Raw genomic sequence first — 16,253 nt, forward strand, 5'->3', positions numbered from 1 at the left:
AATATTTAAAAATGTTAGCTCATCCGCTTGCAGAATTTTTTTCGCTGCCAGTACAACGTGTTCAAATTTTTATTCACATCCTGTGGACATATCACGCATCACGTTTTAATCCCTTTTCAATGACGCGAACCAGACGCTGCTTTTGCGGTAACTGAACGTCAACGGCATCCTCGCTTCTTCTGCTTATTTGTTGCGCAATCGCCCAGTCAATGTGTTCATCGAGAAGTGGGTGCTCACCTTTTCGCTGTTGCAACGCATTCAGAATCACTTCATCCCAGGGAGCATTGCCCATCGCCACGGCAATATTTCGCAGCCAGCGCAGATGACCGATACGGCGAATCGCTGAGCCTTCCGTTATGCGTAGGAAATAGGCTTCGTCCCAGCCAAAAAGCTCAGCCAGAGGTGGGGCATGCAGCGCACGACGCGGGCTAAAGTCATCTTCAACGGTCAATTGAGAAAAACGGTTCCACGGGCAAATGAGTTGGCAGTCGTCGCAGCCGTAGATCCGGTTGCCAATTAACGGCCTGAATTCCTCTGGGATCGCGCCTTCAAGCTCAATAGTGAGATAAGAAATGCAGCGTCTGGCATCGACGGTGTAAGGCTCAACAATCGCGCCAGTTGGGCAAATCGTCATGCACGCCACACAGCGCCCACACTTTTCCTCAAGGGGTTTATCGATGGGAAGTGGAATATCGACCAACAATTCGCCTAAGAAAAAGAATGAGCCCGCTTCCTCATTCAGGATAAGTGAGTGCTTACCTGTCCAGCCAAGCCCGGCTTTCTCGGCCAAAGGGCGCTCAAGAATCGGCGCAGAATCCACAAAAGGTCTAAAATTCAGCGTGGAGCAGTGGGACTGGATCATTTCACCCAGTTTTTTCAGCCGATTACGCAGGAGCTTGTGGTAGTCGCGGCCAAGGGCGTAGCGGCTGATATAACCAATTTTGGGATTTTTGAGCGTCGAGGCAAAACCTGCGTTAGCGGGGAGATAGTTCATCCGCACGCTAATGACCCGCAAAGTGCCTGGGAGCAATTCATGAGGCCGGGCACGCATCATGCCATGACGAGCCATCCAGTCCATCTCGCCGTGGTATTGTTTATCCAGCCACATTTGGAGCGCGGGTTCACTGGCAGTGAGATCGGTATCGGTAATTCCCACCTGCTGGAATCCGAGTTCGGTACCCCACTGTTTTATGTTTTGCGCTAATTGATTGAGATCGAGGGGCTGTGACATGACGGACCTGAGCCTAAAAATAACCGCCAAAAGTATACCACATTCAGTCTGGTCAGCAGACTGGCTACGTACAGCAGAAAAGCAGGCGGCAGATGATTTAGGGTTAACGCTGTATGAGTTGATGCAACGCGCGGGGGCTGCGGCATTTAATCTCGCGCGTGAACTCTATCCGCAAAGTCAGCATTGGTTGGTAGCCTGCGGGCACGGCAACAACGGTGGCGATGGTTATGTTGTCGCAAGGCTCGCTCAGGCAGTGGGGATTCAGGTCACCTTGCTGGCGCTTGAAAGTAATAAACCCTTACCAGAAGAGGCTGCCTGTGCGCGTGATGCGTGGCTGGATGCGGCCGGTGTGATTCATGCTCCGGAACATACCTGGCCTAATGATATCGATCTGGTGATTGACGCTGTGCTGGGGATCGGCCTTAACAACGCACCACGCGATACCGCCGCGCAATTGATTGAAAAATGTAATCAGCATGCAGCGCCTGTTATTGCGCTGGATATTCCCTCAGGCCTGCTGGCTGAAACGGGAGTAACGCCCGGCGCTGTGATCAACGCTTCTCATACCCTCACGTTTATTACTCTTAAACCGGGCTTGCTGACCGGAAAAGCGCGCGATGTGGTAGGTGAATTGCATTTTCATGCGCTCGGTCTTGAAGCCTGGTTGCAAGGGCAGACGGCGCCCATTACGCGTGTAGATAGTGCGCAGTTGGCGAGCTGGTTGCCGCCACGGAAAGCGACATCGCACAAAGGTAATAATGGGCGGCTGGTGTTAATCGGCGGCGACCACGGTACAGCGGGTGCGATTCGTATGGCGGGGGAGGCTGCCTTGCGCGCGGGTGCGGGTTTAGTCAGGGTTTTGACTCGTGCGGAGAACGTTGCGCCGCTGCTGACTGCCCGGCCTGAATTAATGGTTCAGGAGCTATCGCCACAATCTCTGGATGACTCTCTTGAATGGGCTGATGTTGTGGTCATTGGCCCCGGTCTTGGGCAGCAAGAATGGGGTAAAAAAGCCCTACAAAAAGTAGAGAACAGCCGTAAACCGATGCTATGGGATGCCGATGCGCTCAACCTTCTGGCAATCAACCCCGATAAGCGTCAGAATCGCGTTATTACCCCGCATCCCGGCGAAGCCGCCCGGCTGTTAAATTGCTCCGTATCACAAATTGAGAGTGACCGCTTACTTTCTGCTGACCGCCTTGTAAAACGTTATGGCGGAATTGTGGTCTTAAAAGGTGCCTGTACGGTGGTTGCCAGTCAAAATGGCGAATGTGCGCTTATTGATGTGGGAAATGCCGGAATGGGCAGCGGAGGGATGGGGGATGTGCTATCCGGAATCATCGGAGCATTGCTGGCACAGAAGTTAACCCCGTATGATGCAGCATGCGCTGGCTGCGTTGCTCATGGAGCCGCCGCTGATGTGCTGGCTCGACGTTTCGGTACGCGTGGCATGTTAGCGAGCGATTTATTATCGACGTTGTACCTTTTTGTTAACCCGGATTTGAATAGCAAAGAAAATGATTAATCGAGTTATCGCATTACCTGATGAAGCCGCGACCTTAGAACTGGGCGCTCGTCTGGCACAAGCTTGTGCAGGTGCAACCGTCATTCATCTGTACGGTGATCTGGGGGCCGGGAAAACGACGTTTAGCCGGGGTTTTGTGCAGGCGCTGGGCCATAAAGGGAACGTCAAAAGCCCAACGTATACGTTAGTTGAGCCGTATGATCTTGGCGATTTTAAGGTGTATCACTTTGATCTCTATCGCCTTGCCGATCCAGAAGAACTCGAATTTATGGGAATTCGTGACTATTTCACCAATGACGCAATCAGTCTGGTGGAATGGCCGCAAAAAGGTCAGGGTGTGCTCCCGGAACCGGATGTCGAAATCCACCTAAGTTACCAGGCTTTCGGTCGTGAAGCGTGCCTGAAAGCAGTTTCCTCATCTGGTGAGTCGTTACTGGCGCGTTTTGCCAAATAACAAGGATGACGGGATGATCTCTCGCGTGAAAAGTTGGTTGATGGCGGTTTGTCTGTTGGTGCTGACGGCACAGGCAGGCGCCGCGAATTTAGCGGATATTCAGGTCTCGAATGGTGATTCTCAGGCGCGGATCACCTTTAGTTTTATTGGCGATCCGGAATATGCGTTTTCCCAGGATGATAAAAAAAGCGTTGCTCTGGATATCAAACAAACCGGTGTAATCAACGGGTTACCTCTGCTTTTTAGTGGCAATAATCTGGTGAAAAGCATCCGTTCCGGGCAGCCTAAAGATAGCGACTCTTTACGCCTGGTGGTGGATCTCACCGGGCCGGGTAAAACTCGCGCCGTAAAACAGCAGAACGGGGCAAACTATACGGTAGTGTTCACAATTAACGCCGATGTACCGCCGCCACCACCGCCGCCGGTTGTGGCTAAGCGTGTAGAAGCGCCGCCAATTTCTCGCCCCTCAGAACCGGCAAAAAATCCATTTAATCCGCAAACTGTGACGGGCGTAATCAGCTCGAACACCGCGATGCATCCTGCGCGTACTAAACGCGCTGCTGTTCAGTCTGATACTGTGGTTGTGGCGATTGATGCAGGCCACGGTGGTCAGGACCCTGGTGCGATTGGCCCTGGCGGCACCAAAGAGAAAAACGTCACGATTTCCATTGCCCGTAAACTTCGCTCATTGCTTAATGACGACCCAATGTTTAAAGGTGTGCTGACCCGTGATGGCGACTATTTCATTTCTGTAATGGGCCGTTCGGACGTGGCGCGTAAGCAGAACGCTAATCTTCTGGTTTCGATTCATGCGGATGCGGCACCAAATCGTGATGCGACCGGTGCATCGGTCTGGGTGTTATCAAATCGCCGGGCGAATAGCGAAATGGCGGGCTGGCTGGAGCAGCACGAGAAACAGTCCGAGCTGCTCGGCGGTGCGGGAGATGTGCTGGCAAATAGCCAGGCCGATCCGTATCTCAGCCAGGCGGTGCTGGATTTGCAATTCGGCCATTCCCAACGCGTCGGGTATGATGTGGCAACCAAAATGTTATCTCAGTTAGGCCAGGTGGGTTCGCTGCATAAACGCCGCCCTGAGCATGCAAGCCTGGGGGTGTTACGTTCGCCGGATATTCCTTCTGTATTGGTGGAAACGGGCTTTATCAGTAACAACTCGGAAGAGCGATTGCTGGGTAGCGAGGATTATCAGGAAAAAATTGCTCAGGCCATTTATCAAGGATTGAGAGATTATTTCCAGACGCATCCGCTACAATCAGCGCCGGAAGCTGCCCAGACTGCACGTTCGCAAGGCGTGGGTCTTGATCAGGTCGCCATTACTCAATAAGGAGATTTCATGCCGATTCAGGTTCTGCCGCCGCAACTTGCCAACCAGATTGCTGCTGGCGAAGTGGTAGAGCGCCCCGCATCGGTGGTGAAAGAACTGGTTGAAAACAGTCTGGATGCAGGGGCGACGCGAATTGATATTGATATCGAACGTGGCGGCGCGAAGCTCATCCGCATTCGTGACAACGGCTGTGGTATCAAAAAAGACGAACTCGCCTTAGCGCTGGCGCGTCACGCTACCAGTAAGATTGCTACGCTTGATGACCTTGAGGCGATAATTAGCCTCGGTTTTCGAGGGGAAGCATTAGCGAGTATTAGCTCGGTCGCCCGTCTGACATTAACCTCACGCACCGCAGAACAAAGCGAGGCGTGGCAGGCCTATGCCGAAGGGCGCGAACAAGCTGTAACGGTGAAACCCGCGGCGCATCCTGTCGGTACCACGCTTGAAGTGCTGGATCTGTTTTACAACACGCCAGCCCGGCGCAAATTTATGCGCACCGAGAAAACCGAATTTAACCACATTGATGAAATCGTCAGACGCATTGCGCTGGCGCGCTTTGATGTGTCGATAAACCTCACTCATAACGGCAAAGTTATTCGCCAGTATCGTGCGGTCGCGGAAGGTGCGCCTCGTGAGCGCCGCCTTGGGGCCATTTGCGGTACGCCTTTTCTTGAACAAGCTCTGGCAATCGAATGGCAACATGGCGATCTTTCACTGCGTGGTTGGGTGGCAGAGCCCTCAGCTACCACCTCGGCGCTGGCAGAAATTCAATACTGCTATGTGAATGGGCGTATGATGCGCGACCGCCTGATAAACCACGCTATTCGCCAGGCCTGTGAAGATAAGCTCGGGGCCGATCAACAGCCCGCGTTTGTGCTCTACCTTGAAATCGATCCGCATCAGGTTGATGTAAATGTGCACCCCGCCAAACATGAAGTGCGTTTTCATCAGTCGCGGCTGGTGCATGATTTTATCTATCAGGGTGTGGTGAGCGTGTTGCAGGAGCAGGCGGAAAATCGCTTGCCGCTGGAAGAAACGGCTCCAGAGCCGCAGCAACGCTGGCAGCCGGAAAACCGTGTCGCGTCGGGGCGTAATCAGTTCTCAACGCCTGCACCGGCAACGTCGCCTCGTGAGTCATCCCCCCGCCCATCAGGCGATCATAGGGGTAGTAGCGCCGGTAAAAGTACTCCGCTATGGCCGCATGCCGCCCCCGGTTTCCAGAAAAAAGAAGGGGCGCTGTACCGCGAGCTCTTAAATACGCCTGTTTCCACGGTGAAAAATCGCGTTGAGGAACCCGAGCCTTACGTTGCGTTGGATGCTCATGCGCAAAGTTTTGGCCGTGTGCTGACGGTGCTTGCGCCAGACATAGCGCTACTTGAACGTGAGGGCAAAATCATGCTGCTTTCGCTGACCGTGGCTGAACGCTGGTTGAAAATAGCCCAGCTTGTTCCTGGGTCTGAAGGCGCTTGCGCGCAACCGCTGTTAATCCCCGTGCGATTGAAAGTCACAAAAGAAGAGCATGATGTTCTGTTACGCCATCAGGCGCTTTTGCAGGAAATGGGCATCGAATTTGCCGTGGAGTCACGTCAAATAACAATTCGCACGGTACCTTTACCTTTGCGTAAACAAAATTTACAAATCTTGATTCACGAACTGCCAGGATACTTGGCGCAACAGACAGAGGTTAGCGCCACGCAAATTGCTCAATGGTTTGCTCGTCAAATGGACGGCAGCCATGAACAATGGAACCCGTCGCAGGCAATTGCCCTGTTGGCTGACGTGGAGCGCCTTTGTCCGCAGCTGGTGAAATCACCACCTGGCGGTTTGTTACAACCTGTTGATTTACAATTGGCGATGAACGCCCTGAAACATGACTGAAGTTAAGCAAAGCCTGCCACAGGCAATTTTTCTGATGGGGCCTACGGCCTCTGGTAAGACAGCGTTAGCCATTAATTTGCGTAAAACGTTGCCGGTAGAGTTGATAAGCGTCGATTCGGCCCTTATCTATCAAGGGATGGACATCGGTACAGCGAAGCCCACGGCGCAAGAACAGGCCCAGGCACCGCATCGGTTACTCGATATTCTCGACCCGGCACAGGCTTATTCCGCCGCAGATTTCCGGCGTGATGCGCTAGCTGAAATGGCAGAGATCACCGCCGCCGGTCGTATCCCCTTGTTAGTTGGGGGAACGATGCTCTACTTCAAGGCATTGTTAGAAGGTTTATCGCCGTTGCCATCTGCCGATCCCGAGGTTCGGGACCGGATAGAAAAACAGGCCGCAGAGCAAGGATGGGAAGCGTTGCATCGCGAGTTAGCCCTGGTTGATCCGGTGGCCGCTGCACGTATTCATCCAAATGATCCGCAAAGGCTTTCCCGGGCACTGGAAGTTTTTTTCATTTCGGGTAAAACTTTAACGGAACTGACGCAAACGTCAGGAGAAGCTCTGCCTTACCAGGTGCATCAGTTCGCCATCGCCCCGGCGAGCCGTGAACTGCTCCATCAACGAATTGAGCAGCGTTTTCATCAGATGTTAGCTTCTGGATTTGAAGCTGAAGTGCGGGCTCTTTTTGCTCGCGGTGATTTGCATACGGATATGCCTTCCATTCGTTGTGTGGGTTACCGGCAGATGTGGTCTTATCTGGCGGGTGAAATTCCGCATGATGAAATGGTTTATCGTGGTATTTGCGCGACGAGACAATTGGCTAAGCGACAAATGACCTGGTTGCGAGGTTGGGAAGGGGTTCACTGGTTAGACAGTGATAATCCGTCTCAGTCTTACAACGATGTAGTACAGGTAGTTAGTGCGAAGCATCAATGAATGTGTACAATTGAATCGTTATGGTGCGCAGTATTTTACGCAGTTTTTCAGAGCCTCAGGGTTCTTGAGTTACAAACAACAAGCATATAAGGAAAAGATAGAATGGCTAAGGGGCAATCATTACAAGATCCGTTCTTGAACGCACTGCGTCGCGAACGTGTTCCAGTTTCTATTTATTTGGTGAATGGTATTAAGCTGCAAGGTCAGATTGAGTCTTTTGATCAGTTCGTGATCCTGTTGAAAAACACGGTCAGCCAGATGGTCTATAAGCACGCGATTTCAACTGTTGTTCCGTCTCGTCCGGTATCTCATCACAGCAATAACACCGGTACTAGCGGTTCTGGCAGCTACCACCATGGTGGAAGTGCGCAAGGTTCTGCGCCACAACAAGATAACGAAGACGCTGAATAAGGCGTAACGTTGTTTTTCCAAGCCGGGGAACCAGGGATGCTGGGTTCCCCGCTGGTCTTTTTGAGAGGTTATACGCTTGTTTGACCGTTATGATGCCGGTGAGCAGGCGGTGCTGGTACACATCTATTTTTCGCAAGACAAAGACATGGAAGATCTGGAGGAGTTTGAATCTCTGGTCTCTTCAGCCGGTGTCGAAGCATTGCAGGTGGTTACTGGTAGCCGTAAAGCTCCTCACCCGAAGTATTTTGTTGGTGAAGGTAAGGCAATTGAAATTGCCGATGCAGTGAAAGCCACTGGGGCATCGGTCATTTTATTTGATCATGCGTTGTCTCCAGCTCAGGAGCGTAACCTCGAAGCGCTGTGTGAATGTCGTGTCGTCGACAGAACCGGCTTGATTTTAGATATTTTTGCTCAACGTGCGCGCACCCATGAAGGTAAGTTGCAGGTTGAACTGGCTCAGTTACGTCACATGGCAACTCGCCTGGTGCGCGGCTGGACCCACCTGGAGCGTCAGGGCGGAGGGATAGGTTCACGAGGCCCTGGGGAAACTCAGCTCGAAACCGACCGCCGTTTACTACGCAATCGGATTATGCAGATCCTTGGTCGCTTAGAACGAGTCGAAAAACAGCGTGAACAAGGGCGAAGATCGCGTGCCAAGGCGGATATCCCAACCGTTTCTCTGGTGGGCTATACCAACGCCGGTAAATCCACTCTGTTTAACCAGATAACAGCGGCTGATGTTTATGCTGCGGATAAGCTGTTCGCCACACTGGATCCTACGTTGCGCCGTATTGACGTGACGGATGTGGGCGAAACAATACTGGCCGATACAGTAGGTTTTATTCGTCACCTGCCACACGATTTAGTGGCGGCGTTTAAAGCAACCTTGCAGGAAACGCGTCAGGCGACACTGTTGTTACATGTCATTGATGCGAGCGACCTCAGGATTCAGGAAAACATTGCCGCGGTGGATACCGTTCTCGAAGAGATTGAGGCTAATGAAATCCCTACGCTTTTGGTGATGAATAAGATAGATATGTTGGATGATTTCGTTCCACGTATAGATCGAGATGATGAAAATAGGCCGATACGGGTCTGGCTTTCTGCCCAGACCGGTGACGGCGTGCCACTGCTTTTCCAGGCTTTGACAGAACGTTTATCTGGTGAAATTGCACAGCATACGTTGTGCTTGCCTCCCCAGGCAGGGCGACTGAGAAGCCGTTTTTATCAGCTTCAGGCAATAGAAAAAGAGTGGATGGAGGAAGACGGCAGTGTTGGCTTACAAATTCGTATGCCTATTGTTGACTGGCGTCGCCTCTGTAAACAAGAACCGGCACTCGCTGACTACATTGTTTAGCCAGTCAAGGGAATGTCCTGAAGACTTTTTCCCCTTCGGGGGATATCACCGCACAACAAATATGGAGCATAAACATGGCGTGGAATCAGCCCGGTAATAACGGACAGGACCGCGACCCGTGGGGAAGCAGCAAACCTGGCGGCGACTCTGGGGGTAACAAAGGAGGGCGGGATCAGGGGCCACCTGATCTGGATGATATCTTCCGGAAGTTAAGCAAAAAACTCGGTGGCCTTGGCGGCGGTAAAAGCGGTGGCAGTGGTTCCGGTGGGGGTTCTTCACAACTTCCGCGTCCACACATCGGTGGCCGCATGATCGGCATCGTTGCCGCGGTCGCTGTCGTTATTTGGGCTGCAACCGGGTTCTATACCATTAAAGAAGCTGAACGTGGTGTGGTAACGCGTTTTGGTCAATTCAGCCATTTGGTTGAGCCGGGCCTGAACTGGAAACCGACATTCATTGATAGCGTCAGAGCGGTAAACGTTGAAGCAGTTCGCGAATTGGCGGCTTCCGGTGTGATGCTAACGTCCGACGAGAACGTGGTTCGCGTCGAGATGAACGTGCAGTATCGCGTTACCGATCCGCGCCGTTATCTGTTTAGCGTAACCAGCGCGGACGACAGCCTGCGTCAGGCAACCGACAGCGCATTGCGTGGTGTTATTGGTAAATACACCATGGATAAGATCCTCACCGAGGGTCGTACCATTATTCGTAATGATACTCAGCGCGAACTGGAAGAAACCATTCGTCCATACAATATGGGTATCACCCTGCTGGACGTCAACTTCCAGGCCGCTCGTCCGCCGGAAGAGGTGAAAGCGGCGTTTGATGATGCGATTTCTGCCCGTGAAAACGAACAGCAATACATCCGTGAAGCAGAAGCGTACACCAACGAAGTTCAGCCACGTGCTAACGGTCAGGCGCAGCGTATTCTCGAAGAAGCTCGTGCTTATAAAACACAGACCGTGTTAGAAGCGCAGGGTGAAGTCGCTCGATTTGCAAGGTTGTTGCCGGAATACAAAGCTGCACCGGAAATTACCCGTGAGCGTCTGTATATCGAAACCATGGAAAAAGTGCTTAGCCATACTCGTAAAGTTCTGGTTAATGACAAGGGTGGCAACCTGATGGTTCTGCCTCTGGATCAGATGCTGAAAGGTGGCTCACAGCCTGCGGCAAAGAGTGACAGCAGCGGTGCGAACAACTTGTTGCGCCTGCCTCCGTCATCCAACTCAAACGCAGGTAGCGCCAGCACACCGTCCTCTTCTAGTCAGGGCGATATCATGGACCAGCGCCGCGTGAACGCGCAGCGCACTGATAACCAGCGCGTAGGGAGTGAATAACGATGCGTAAGTCAGTCATTGCATTAATTATCATCGTGCTGGTGGTGCTGTTTACCTCGGTCTTCGTGGTACAGGAAGGCGAGCGCGGGATTACATTACGCTTCGGTAAAGTGCTGCGTGATGATGAAAACAAGCCGGTGGTCTACGAGCCAGGTCTGCATTTCAAAGTACCGTTTATCGAGTCGGTTAAAACCCTTGATGCGCGTATTCAGACTATGGACAACCAGGCCGATCGCTTTGTCACTAAAGAGAAGAAAGACCTGATCGTTGACTCCTACATCAAATGGCGTATCAGCGACTTCAGCCGCTACTACCTGGCAACCGGTGGTGGTGACGTTTCTCAGGCAGAAGTGCTGTTAAAACGTAAATTCAGTGACCGTCTGCGTTCTGAAATTGGTCGTCTGGATGTGAAAGACATCGTGACCGATTCTCGTGGCCGCCTGACGCTGGATGTGCGTGATGCGCTGAACTCCGGTTCTGCGGGCACTGACGATGAAGTGGCAACGCCTGCTGCAGATGATGCAATTGCATCAGCAGCGGCACGTGTAACTCAGGAAACCAACGGCAAAGTGCCAGTGGTGAACCCGAACAGTATGGCGGCTTTGGGTATCGAAGTGGTCGATGTGCGTATCAAGCAGATCAACCTGCCCGCTGAAGTTTCAGAAGCTATCTACAACCGTATGCGTGCGGAGCGTGAAGCAGTTGCTCGTCGCCACCGTTCACAGGGTCAGGAAGAAGCTGAGAAGCTGCGTGCAACCGCTGACTATGAAGTGACGCGTACTCTGGCAGAAGCTGAGCGCCAGGGCCGTATTAGCCGTGGTGAAGGTGATGCTGAAGCGGCCAAACTGTTTGCCGATGCATTCAGCCAGGATCCAGACTTCTACGCCTTTATTCGTAGCCTGCGTGCGTATGAAGCAAGCTTCCAGACAGGCCAGGATGTAATGGTGTTAAGCCCGGATAGCGATTTCTTCCGCTACATGAAAACACCTGCTAACAGTTCACGTTAATTTTAGTGAGTGACTCAAGAGCCGGTCTGACCGGCTCTTTTTTTATTTGTGTCAGGGATATTTATGAATTCGACTATCTGGATGGCATTAGCGTTAGTTTTAGTGCTTGAGGGACTCGGTCCGGTGCTTTATCCACGGATGTGGCGACGCATGATTGCGGCTTTAACCCAGTTACCGGATAACACGCTGCGTCGTTTTGGCGGCGGTCTAGTGGTTGCAGGCGTAGTAATCTACTACATGTTGAGTCGAACCGGTGGCTGATCAACATTGAGGTGGATGATTACCATTTTGTATACTAAAAGGGCTGATCATCGAGGAAACCGATGGTAGAATCCTTTTTTAAGCAAACGGTGATTTTGAAAAATGGGTAACAACGTCGTCGTACTGGGCACCCAATGGGGTGACGAAGGTAAAGGAAAGATCGTCGATCTTCTGACTGAACGGGCTAAATATGTTGTGCGCTACCAGGGCGGTCACAACGCAGGCCATACTCTCGTAATCAACGGTGAAAAAACCGTTCTTCATCTTATTCCATCAGGTATTCTGCGTGAAAACGTTACCAGCATCATCGGTAATGGCGTCGTGCTGTCTCCTGCTGCACTGATGAAAGAGATGAAAGAGCTGGAAGACCGTGGGATTCCGGTACGTGAGCGCCTGCTGTTATCTGAAGCATGTCCGCTGATCCTTGATTATCACATCGCGCTGGATGTGGCTCGTGAGAAAGCGCGTGGTGCTAAAGCTATCGGGACCACCGGTCGTGGTATCGGCCCTGCGTATGAAGACAAAGTGGCCCGTCGTGGCCTGCGCGTTGGCGACCTGTTCGACAAAGCCACCTTTGCCGACAAACTGAAAGAAGTTCTGGAATACCATAACTTCCAACTGGTTAACTTCTACAAAGTTGAAGCGGTTGATTACCAGAAAGTCCTGGACGATGTCATGGCTGTTGCTGACATCCTGACCAGCATGGTAGTTGATGTGTCCGATCTGCTGGATCAGGCACGTAAGCGCGGCGACTTCATCATGTTCGAAGGTGCTCAAGGCACACTGCTGGACATCGACCACGGTACCTATCCGTACGTGACCTCTTCCAACACCACCGCGGGTGGCGTGGCAACAGGTTCCGGCATCGGTCCACGTTATGTTGATTACGTTCTGGGTATCATCAAAGCGTACTCTACTCGCGTTGGCGCAGGTCCGTTCCCAACTGAACTGTTCGATGACATCGGCGAGTTCCTGTGCAAACAAGGTAACGAGTTCGGTGCGACCACCGGTCGTCGTCGTCGTACAGGCTGGTTGGATATCGTTGCTGTGCGTCGTGCAGTGCAGATCAACTCCCTGTCAGGTTTCTGCCTGACCAAGCTGGACGTACTGGACGGCTTGAAAGAAGTTAAACTGTGCGTGGGCTACCGTCTGCCAGATGGCCGTGAAGTGACTACCACTCCAATGGCTGCTGACGACTGGGAAGGCATCGAGCCAATCTACGAAACCATGCCAGGCTGGTCAGAAACCACCTTTGGCGTGAAAGAGCGTAGTGGTTTGCCACAGGCAGCACTGAACTACATCAAACGTATTGAAGAACTGACTGAAGTACCTGTAGATATTATTTCTACCGGCCCAGACCGTTCTGAAACCATGATTCTGCGCGATCCGTTCGACGCATAATTGTGTTATGGGGCGTGCTCTGCACGTCCCAATTGTTCTATCCTGCCGCTTTATCTACCTTCCCCGTTAAATAAATTAGCTGGCAACCATATGGCTGGTTTATCATCAATATATCGCCCTGATGGCGAAAAGCGTTTTCCCTCCCACCCAAGAGGTTGATGTGCAGTTAACGAGTTTTACTGATTACGGTTTACGTGCTTTGATTTACATGGCGTCTTTGCCAGAAGGAAAGATGACTAGCATTTCTGAAGTCACAGAGGTGTACGGTGTTTCACGTAATCATATGGTGAAAATCATCAATCAACTCAGCCGTGCTGGCTTTGTGACGGCAGTGCGCGGCAAAAACGGTGGCATTCGCCTCGGCAAACCGGCAGAAATAATCCGTGTCGGTGATGTGGTGCGTGAGCTGGAGCCGCTTTCTTTGGTGAACTGTAGCAGTGAGTTTTGTCATATTACCCCCGCATGTCGCCTGAAACAGGCACTGGCCCAGGCGGTGCAAAGCTTTCTAACAGAGCTCGATAAGCACACGCTGGCCGATTTGGTAGATCAAAACCAACCGCTCTACAAATTATTGCTGGTGGAGTAAATCACGATTTCCTCAGCAAATGACAACGGAGGAACCGCAATGTCAAAAGATCCTTTTCAGGAACGAGAAGCCGAAAAATACGAAAACCCGATCCCAAGCCGGGAATTTATACTCGCTCATCTCTCCAAACGTGAAAAACCAGCCAATCGTGACGAACTGGCTGAAGAACTGAATATTACCGGTGAAGAACAACTTGAAGCGCTGCGTCGCCGTTTGCGAGCCATGGAACGCGATGGACAGTTGGTCTTTACCCGCCGCCAGTGTTACGCCCTGCCAGAACGTCTTGATTTGCTAAAAGGTAAAGTGATTGGCCATCGCGATGGCTTTGGATTCTTGCGCGTCGAAGGACGTAAAGACGATCTCTACCTTTCATCCGAGCAGATGAAAATGTGTATGCACGGCGATATCGTGCTGGCGCAACCGCTCGGCGCTGACCGCAAAGGTCGTCGTGAAGCGCGTATTGTACGCGTGCTGGAGCCGAGAACCGGGCAAATCGTCGGTCGCTACTTTACTGATGCTGGCATTGGTTTTGTGGTGCCGGACGACAGCCGCCTGAGCTTTGATATTCTTATCCCGCCAGAAGAGCTGATGGGCGCGCGCATGGGCTTTGTGGTGGTGGTTGAACTCACCCAACGTCCAACTCGTCGCACCAAAGCGGTAGGTAAAATCGTTGAAGTGCTGGGCGATAACATGGGGACTGGCATGGCAGTTGATATGGCGGTGCGCACCCATGAAATCCCTTATGTCTGGCCGCCAGAAGTTGAAGCTCAGGTCGCTAAACTTAAAGAAGAAGTGCCGGAAGAGGCCAAAGTGGGCCGTGTGGATCTGCGCGACCTGCCGCTCGTCACCATTGATGGCGAAGATGCCCGTGACTTCGATGATGCCGTATTCTGTGAGAAAAAACGCGGCGGCGGCTGGCGCTTGTGGGTGGCAATTGCCGACGTAAGTTATTACGTTCGCCCACCAACGGCGCTGGACAAAGAAGCCCGCAACCGTGGCACCTCTGTTTACTTCCCGTCGCAGGTTATTCCGATGCTGCCGGAAGTACTCTCCAACGGCTTGTGCTCACTGAATCCACAGGTTGACCGTCTGTGTATGGTCTGTGAAATGACCATCTCTTCGACTGGCCGCCTGACGGGTTCGAAATTCTACGAAGCGGTGATGAGCTCCCATGCACGTCTGACCTACACCAAAGTGTGGCATATGTTGCAGGGCGATCAGGAGCTGCGTGAGCAGTACGCACCGCTGGTTAAGCACATCGAAGAGCTGCATAACCTCTATAAAGTGCTGGATGTTTCCCGTGCGCAACGCGGCGGCATCTCGTTTGAAAGCGAAGAAGCGAAGTTTATCTTCAACGCCGAGCGTCGTATTGAGCGTGTTGAACAAACCGTACGTAACGATGCGCATAAGCTCATCGAAGAGTGCATGATCCTCGCTAACATCTCAGCCGCTCGCTTTGTTGAAAAACATAATGAACCGTCGCTGTTCCGCGATCACGACAGGCCGAGCAACGATGCGATTACCGCATTCCGCACCGTGCTTGCCGAGCTGGGCCTTGAACTGCCAGGCGGGCAAAAACCAGAGCCACGCGACTATGCGGAATTGCTGAGTTCGATTGCCGATCGTCCGGATCATGAAATGCTGCAAACGATGCTGCTACGTTCCATGAAACAGGCGGTTTACGATCCAGAAAACCGGGGGCACTTTGGCCTTGCGCTGCAATCTTACGCGCACTTTACCTCGCCAATTCGTCGTTACCCGGACTTGCTGCTGCACCGTGCGATTAAGTATCTGCTGGCTAAAGAGCAGGGGCACACAGGTAATAGTACCGAGTCTGGCGGCTGGCACTATGACATGGAAGAGATGCTGCAACTTGGTCAGCACTGTTCTATGGCGGAACGCCGCGCCGATGAAGCGACACGCGATGTCGCTGACTGGCTGAAATGCGACTTTATGCAGGATCAGGTCGGTCAGACATTTAGCGGTATCATCGCAAGCGTTACCGGCTTCGGCTTCTTTGTCCGTCTGACGGATCTGTTCATCGATGGCCTGGTGCACGTTTCTTCCCTTGATAACGACTACTACCGTTTCGACCAGGTTGGGCAGCGCCTGATTGGCGAATCCGGTGGGCAGACCTATCGTCTGGGTGACCGCGTAGAAGTGCGTGTTGAAGCGGTTCATATGGACGAGCGTAAAATTGATTTTGCTCTACTTTCCAGTACCCGCGTCCCTCGCGGTGCGGGTAAAACTGAAAAAGACAGAGCGAAAAAAGGCGCTAACGGCAACGGTCCAAAACGTCGTCAGGGCGGCAAACGCGTAAACTTCGAGCCGGACAGTGCTTTCCGTAAAGAGAAAGGTGCTGCGAAGCCTAAGAAAGCGAACGTCGATAAGACTGAGAAGAAGAAGGAGAAGAAAGCAAAAACTCCTTCTGATAAAACGCGTAAAATAGCGGCTGCCACGAAGGCCAAACGCGCGGCGAAGAAGCAGCCGAGCTAGCTTTGAAAGGGTGGATGGCACGTCGTT

The 16,253-nt window shown here is 52.3% G+C and carries 14 protein-coding genes; 13 read left to right on the plus strand and 1 reads right to left on the minus strand.

The genetic code is table 11. The annotated features are described in order from the left end of the window. Positions 1–91: 91 nt before the first annotated feature. Positions 92–1,231 (minus strand): tRNA epoxyqueuosine(34) reductase QueG, encoded by a 1,140-nt coding sequence (gene queG / locus AB1E22_RS11515; RefSeq protein ID WP_367595451.1) that lies wholly within the window; start codon positions 1,229–1,231, stop codon positions 92–94. Between queG and nnr the strand changes: the two genes are divergently transcribed. From nnr to rnr, 13 genes are all read left to right on the plus strand, one after another. Next, positions 1,230–2,756 (plus strand): bifunctional ADP-dependent NAD(P)H-hydrate dehydratase/NAD(P)H-hydrate epimerase, encoded by a 1,527-nt coding sequence (nnr, locus tag AB1E22_RS11520; protein ID WP_367595452.1) that lies wholly within the window; start codon positions 1,230–1,232, stop codon positions 2,754–2,756. The two genes, queG and nnr, sit on opposite strands and share 2 nt — an antisense overlap. Beyond that, positions 2,749–3,210, plus strand: a complete 462-nt coding sequence (gene tsaE, locus AB1E22_RS11525) for a tRNA (adenosine(37)-N6)-threonylcarbamoyltransferase complex ATPase subunit type 1 TsaE (RefSeq protein ID WP_367595453.1) — start codon at positions 2,749–2,751, stop codon at positions 3,208–3,210. Before nnr ends, tsaE begins: the two co-directional genes overlap by 8 nt. Before the next feature lie 13 nt (positions 3,211–3,223). Then, positions 3,224–4,552 (plus strand): N-acetylmuramoyl-L-alanine amidase AmiB, encoded by a 1,329-nt coding sequence (amiB, locus tag AB1E22_RS11530; protein ID WP_367595454.1) that lies wholly within the window; start codon positions 3,224–3,226, stop codon positions 4,550–4,552. Positions 4,553–4,561: 9 nt separating this feature from the next. After that, a complete protein-coding gene (gene mutL / locus AB1E22_RS11535) occupies positions 4,562–6,430 on the plus strand; it encodes a DNA mismatch repair endonuclease MutL (RefSeq protein ID WP_367595455.1) in 1,869 nt (622 codons plus the stop codon). After that, positions 6,423–7,370: a tRNA (adenosine(37)-N6)-dimethylallyltransferase MiaA gene (gene miaA / locus AB1E22_RS11540; protein WP_367595456.1), complete on the plus strand. Its 948-nt coding sequence runs from the start codon at positions 6,423–6,425 to the stop codon at positions 7,368–7,370. The genes mutL and miaA overlap by 8 nt, the downstream gene beginning before the upstream one ends. Positions 7,371–7,472: 102 nt before the next feature. After that, entirely contained in the window at positions 7,473–7,781 is a 309-nt protein-coding gene (gene hfq / locus AB1E22_RS11545; RefSeq protein ID WP_034461169.1) for an RNA chaperone Hfq, read from the plus strand. 76 nt (positions 7,782–7,857) lie between these two features. Then, positions 7,858–9,138 carry a ribosome rescue GTPase HflX gene (gene hflX / locus AB1E22_RS11550; RefSeq protein WP_367595457.1) on the plus strand — a complete coding sequence of 427 codons (1,281 nt, stop codon included), beginning with the start codon at positions 7,858–7,860 and terminating at the stop codon, positions 9,136–9,138. Between the two features lie 74 nt (positions 9,139–9,212). Then, a complete protein-coding gene (gene hflK, locus AB1E22_RS11555; RefSeq protein WP_367595458.1) occupies positions 9,213–10,475 on the plus strand; it encodes an FtsH protease activity modulator HflK in 1,263 nt (420 codons plus the stop codon). A gap of 2 nt (positions 10,476–10,477) precedes the next feature. Further along, positions 10,478–11,482 (plus strand): protease modulator HflC, encoded by a 1,005-nt coding sequence (gene hflC, locus AB1E22_RS11560; protein WP_367595459.1) that lies wholly within the window; start codon positions 10,478–10,480, stop codon positions 11,480–11,482. Between the two features lie 63 nt (positions 11,483–11,545). Next, positions 11,546–11,743, plus strand: a complete 198-nt coding sequence (locus AB1E22_RS11565) for a DUF2065 domain-containing protein (protein WP_367595461.1) — start codon at positions 11,546–11,548, stop codon at positions 11,741–11,743. A 102-nt stretch (positions 11,744–11,845) separates the two neighbouring features. Continuing rightward, a complete protein-coding gene (locus AB1E22_RS11570; RefSeq protein WP_367595462.1) occupies positions 11,846–13,144 on the plus strand; it encodes an adenylosuccinate synthase in 1,299 nt (432 codons plus the stop codon). Positions 13,145–13,304: 160 nt separating this feature from the next. Then, positions 13,305–13,730, plus strand: coding sequence for a nitric oxide-sensing transcriptional repressor NsrR (nsrR, locus tag AB1E22_RS11575; RefSeq protein WP_367597367.1), 426 nt, complete (start codon positions 13,305–13,307; stop codon positions 13,728–13,730). A gap of 39 nt (positions 13,731–13,769) precedes the next feature. Continuing rightward, positions 13,770–16,226, plus strand: a complete 2,457-nt coding sequence (gene rnr, locus AB1E22_RS11580) for a ribonuclease R (RefSeq protein ID WP_367595463.1) — start codon at positions 13,770–13,772, stop codon at positions 16,224–16,226. Positions 16,227–16,253 lie beyond the last annotated feature (27 nt).

Source organism: Buttiauxella gaviniae, assembly GCF_040786275.1.
GTDB lineage: Bacteria > Pseudomonadota > Gammaproteobacteria > Enterobacterales > Enterobacteriaceae > Buttiauxella > Buttiauxella gaviniae_A.

Coding starts and splice junctions, on each gene's coding strand:
- nnr (WP_367595452.1), top strand. CDS start 1,230: ATGACGGACCTGAGCCTAAAAATAACCGCCAAAAGTATACCACATTCA.
- queG (WP_367595451.1), bottom strand. CDS start 1,231: ATGTCACAGCCCCTCGATCTCAATCAATTAGCGCAAAACATAAAACAG.
- tsaE (WP_367595453.1), top strand. CDS start 2,749: ATGATTAATCGAGTTATCGCATTACCTGATGAAGCCGCGACCTTAGAA.
- amiB (WP_367595454.1), top strand. CDS start 3,224: ATGATCTCTCGCGTGAAAAGTTGGTTGATGGCGGTTTGTCTGTTGGTG.
- mutL (WP_367595455.1), top strand. CDS start 4,562: ATGCCGATTCAGGTTCTGCCGCCGCAACTTGCCAACCAGATTGCTGCT.
- miaA (WP_367595456.1), top strand. CDS start 6,423: ATGACTGAAGTTAAGCAAAGCCTGCCACAGGCAATTTTTCTGATGGGG.
- hfq (WP_034461169.1), top strand. CDS start 7,473: ATGGCTAAGGGGCAATCATTACAAGATCCGTTCTTGAACGCACTGCGT.
- hflK (WP_367595458.1), top strand. CDS start 9,213: ATGGCGTGGAATCAGCCCGGTAATAACGGACAGGACCGCGACCCGTGG.
- hflC (WP_367595459.1), top strand. CDS start 10,478: ATGCGTAAGTCAGTCATTGCATTAATTATCATCGTGCTGGTGGTGCTG.
- AB1E22_RS11565 (WP_367595461.1), top strand. CDS start 11,546: ATGAATTCGACTATCTGGATGGCATTAGCGTTAGTTTTAGTGCTTGAG.
- AB1E22_RS11570 (WP_367595462.1), top strand. CDS start 11,846: ATGGGTAACAACGTCGTCGTACTGGGCACCCAATGGGGTGACGAAGGT.
- rnr (WP_367595463.1), top strand. CDS start 13,770: ATGTCAAAAGATCCTTTTCAGGAACGAGAAGCCGAAAAATACGAAAAC.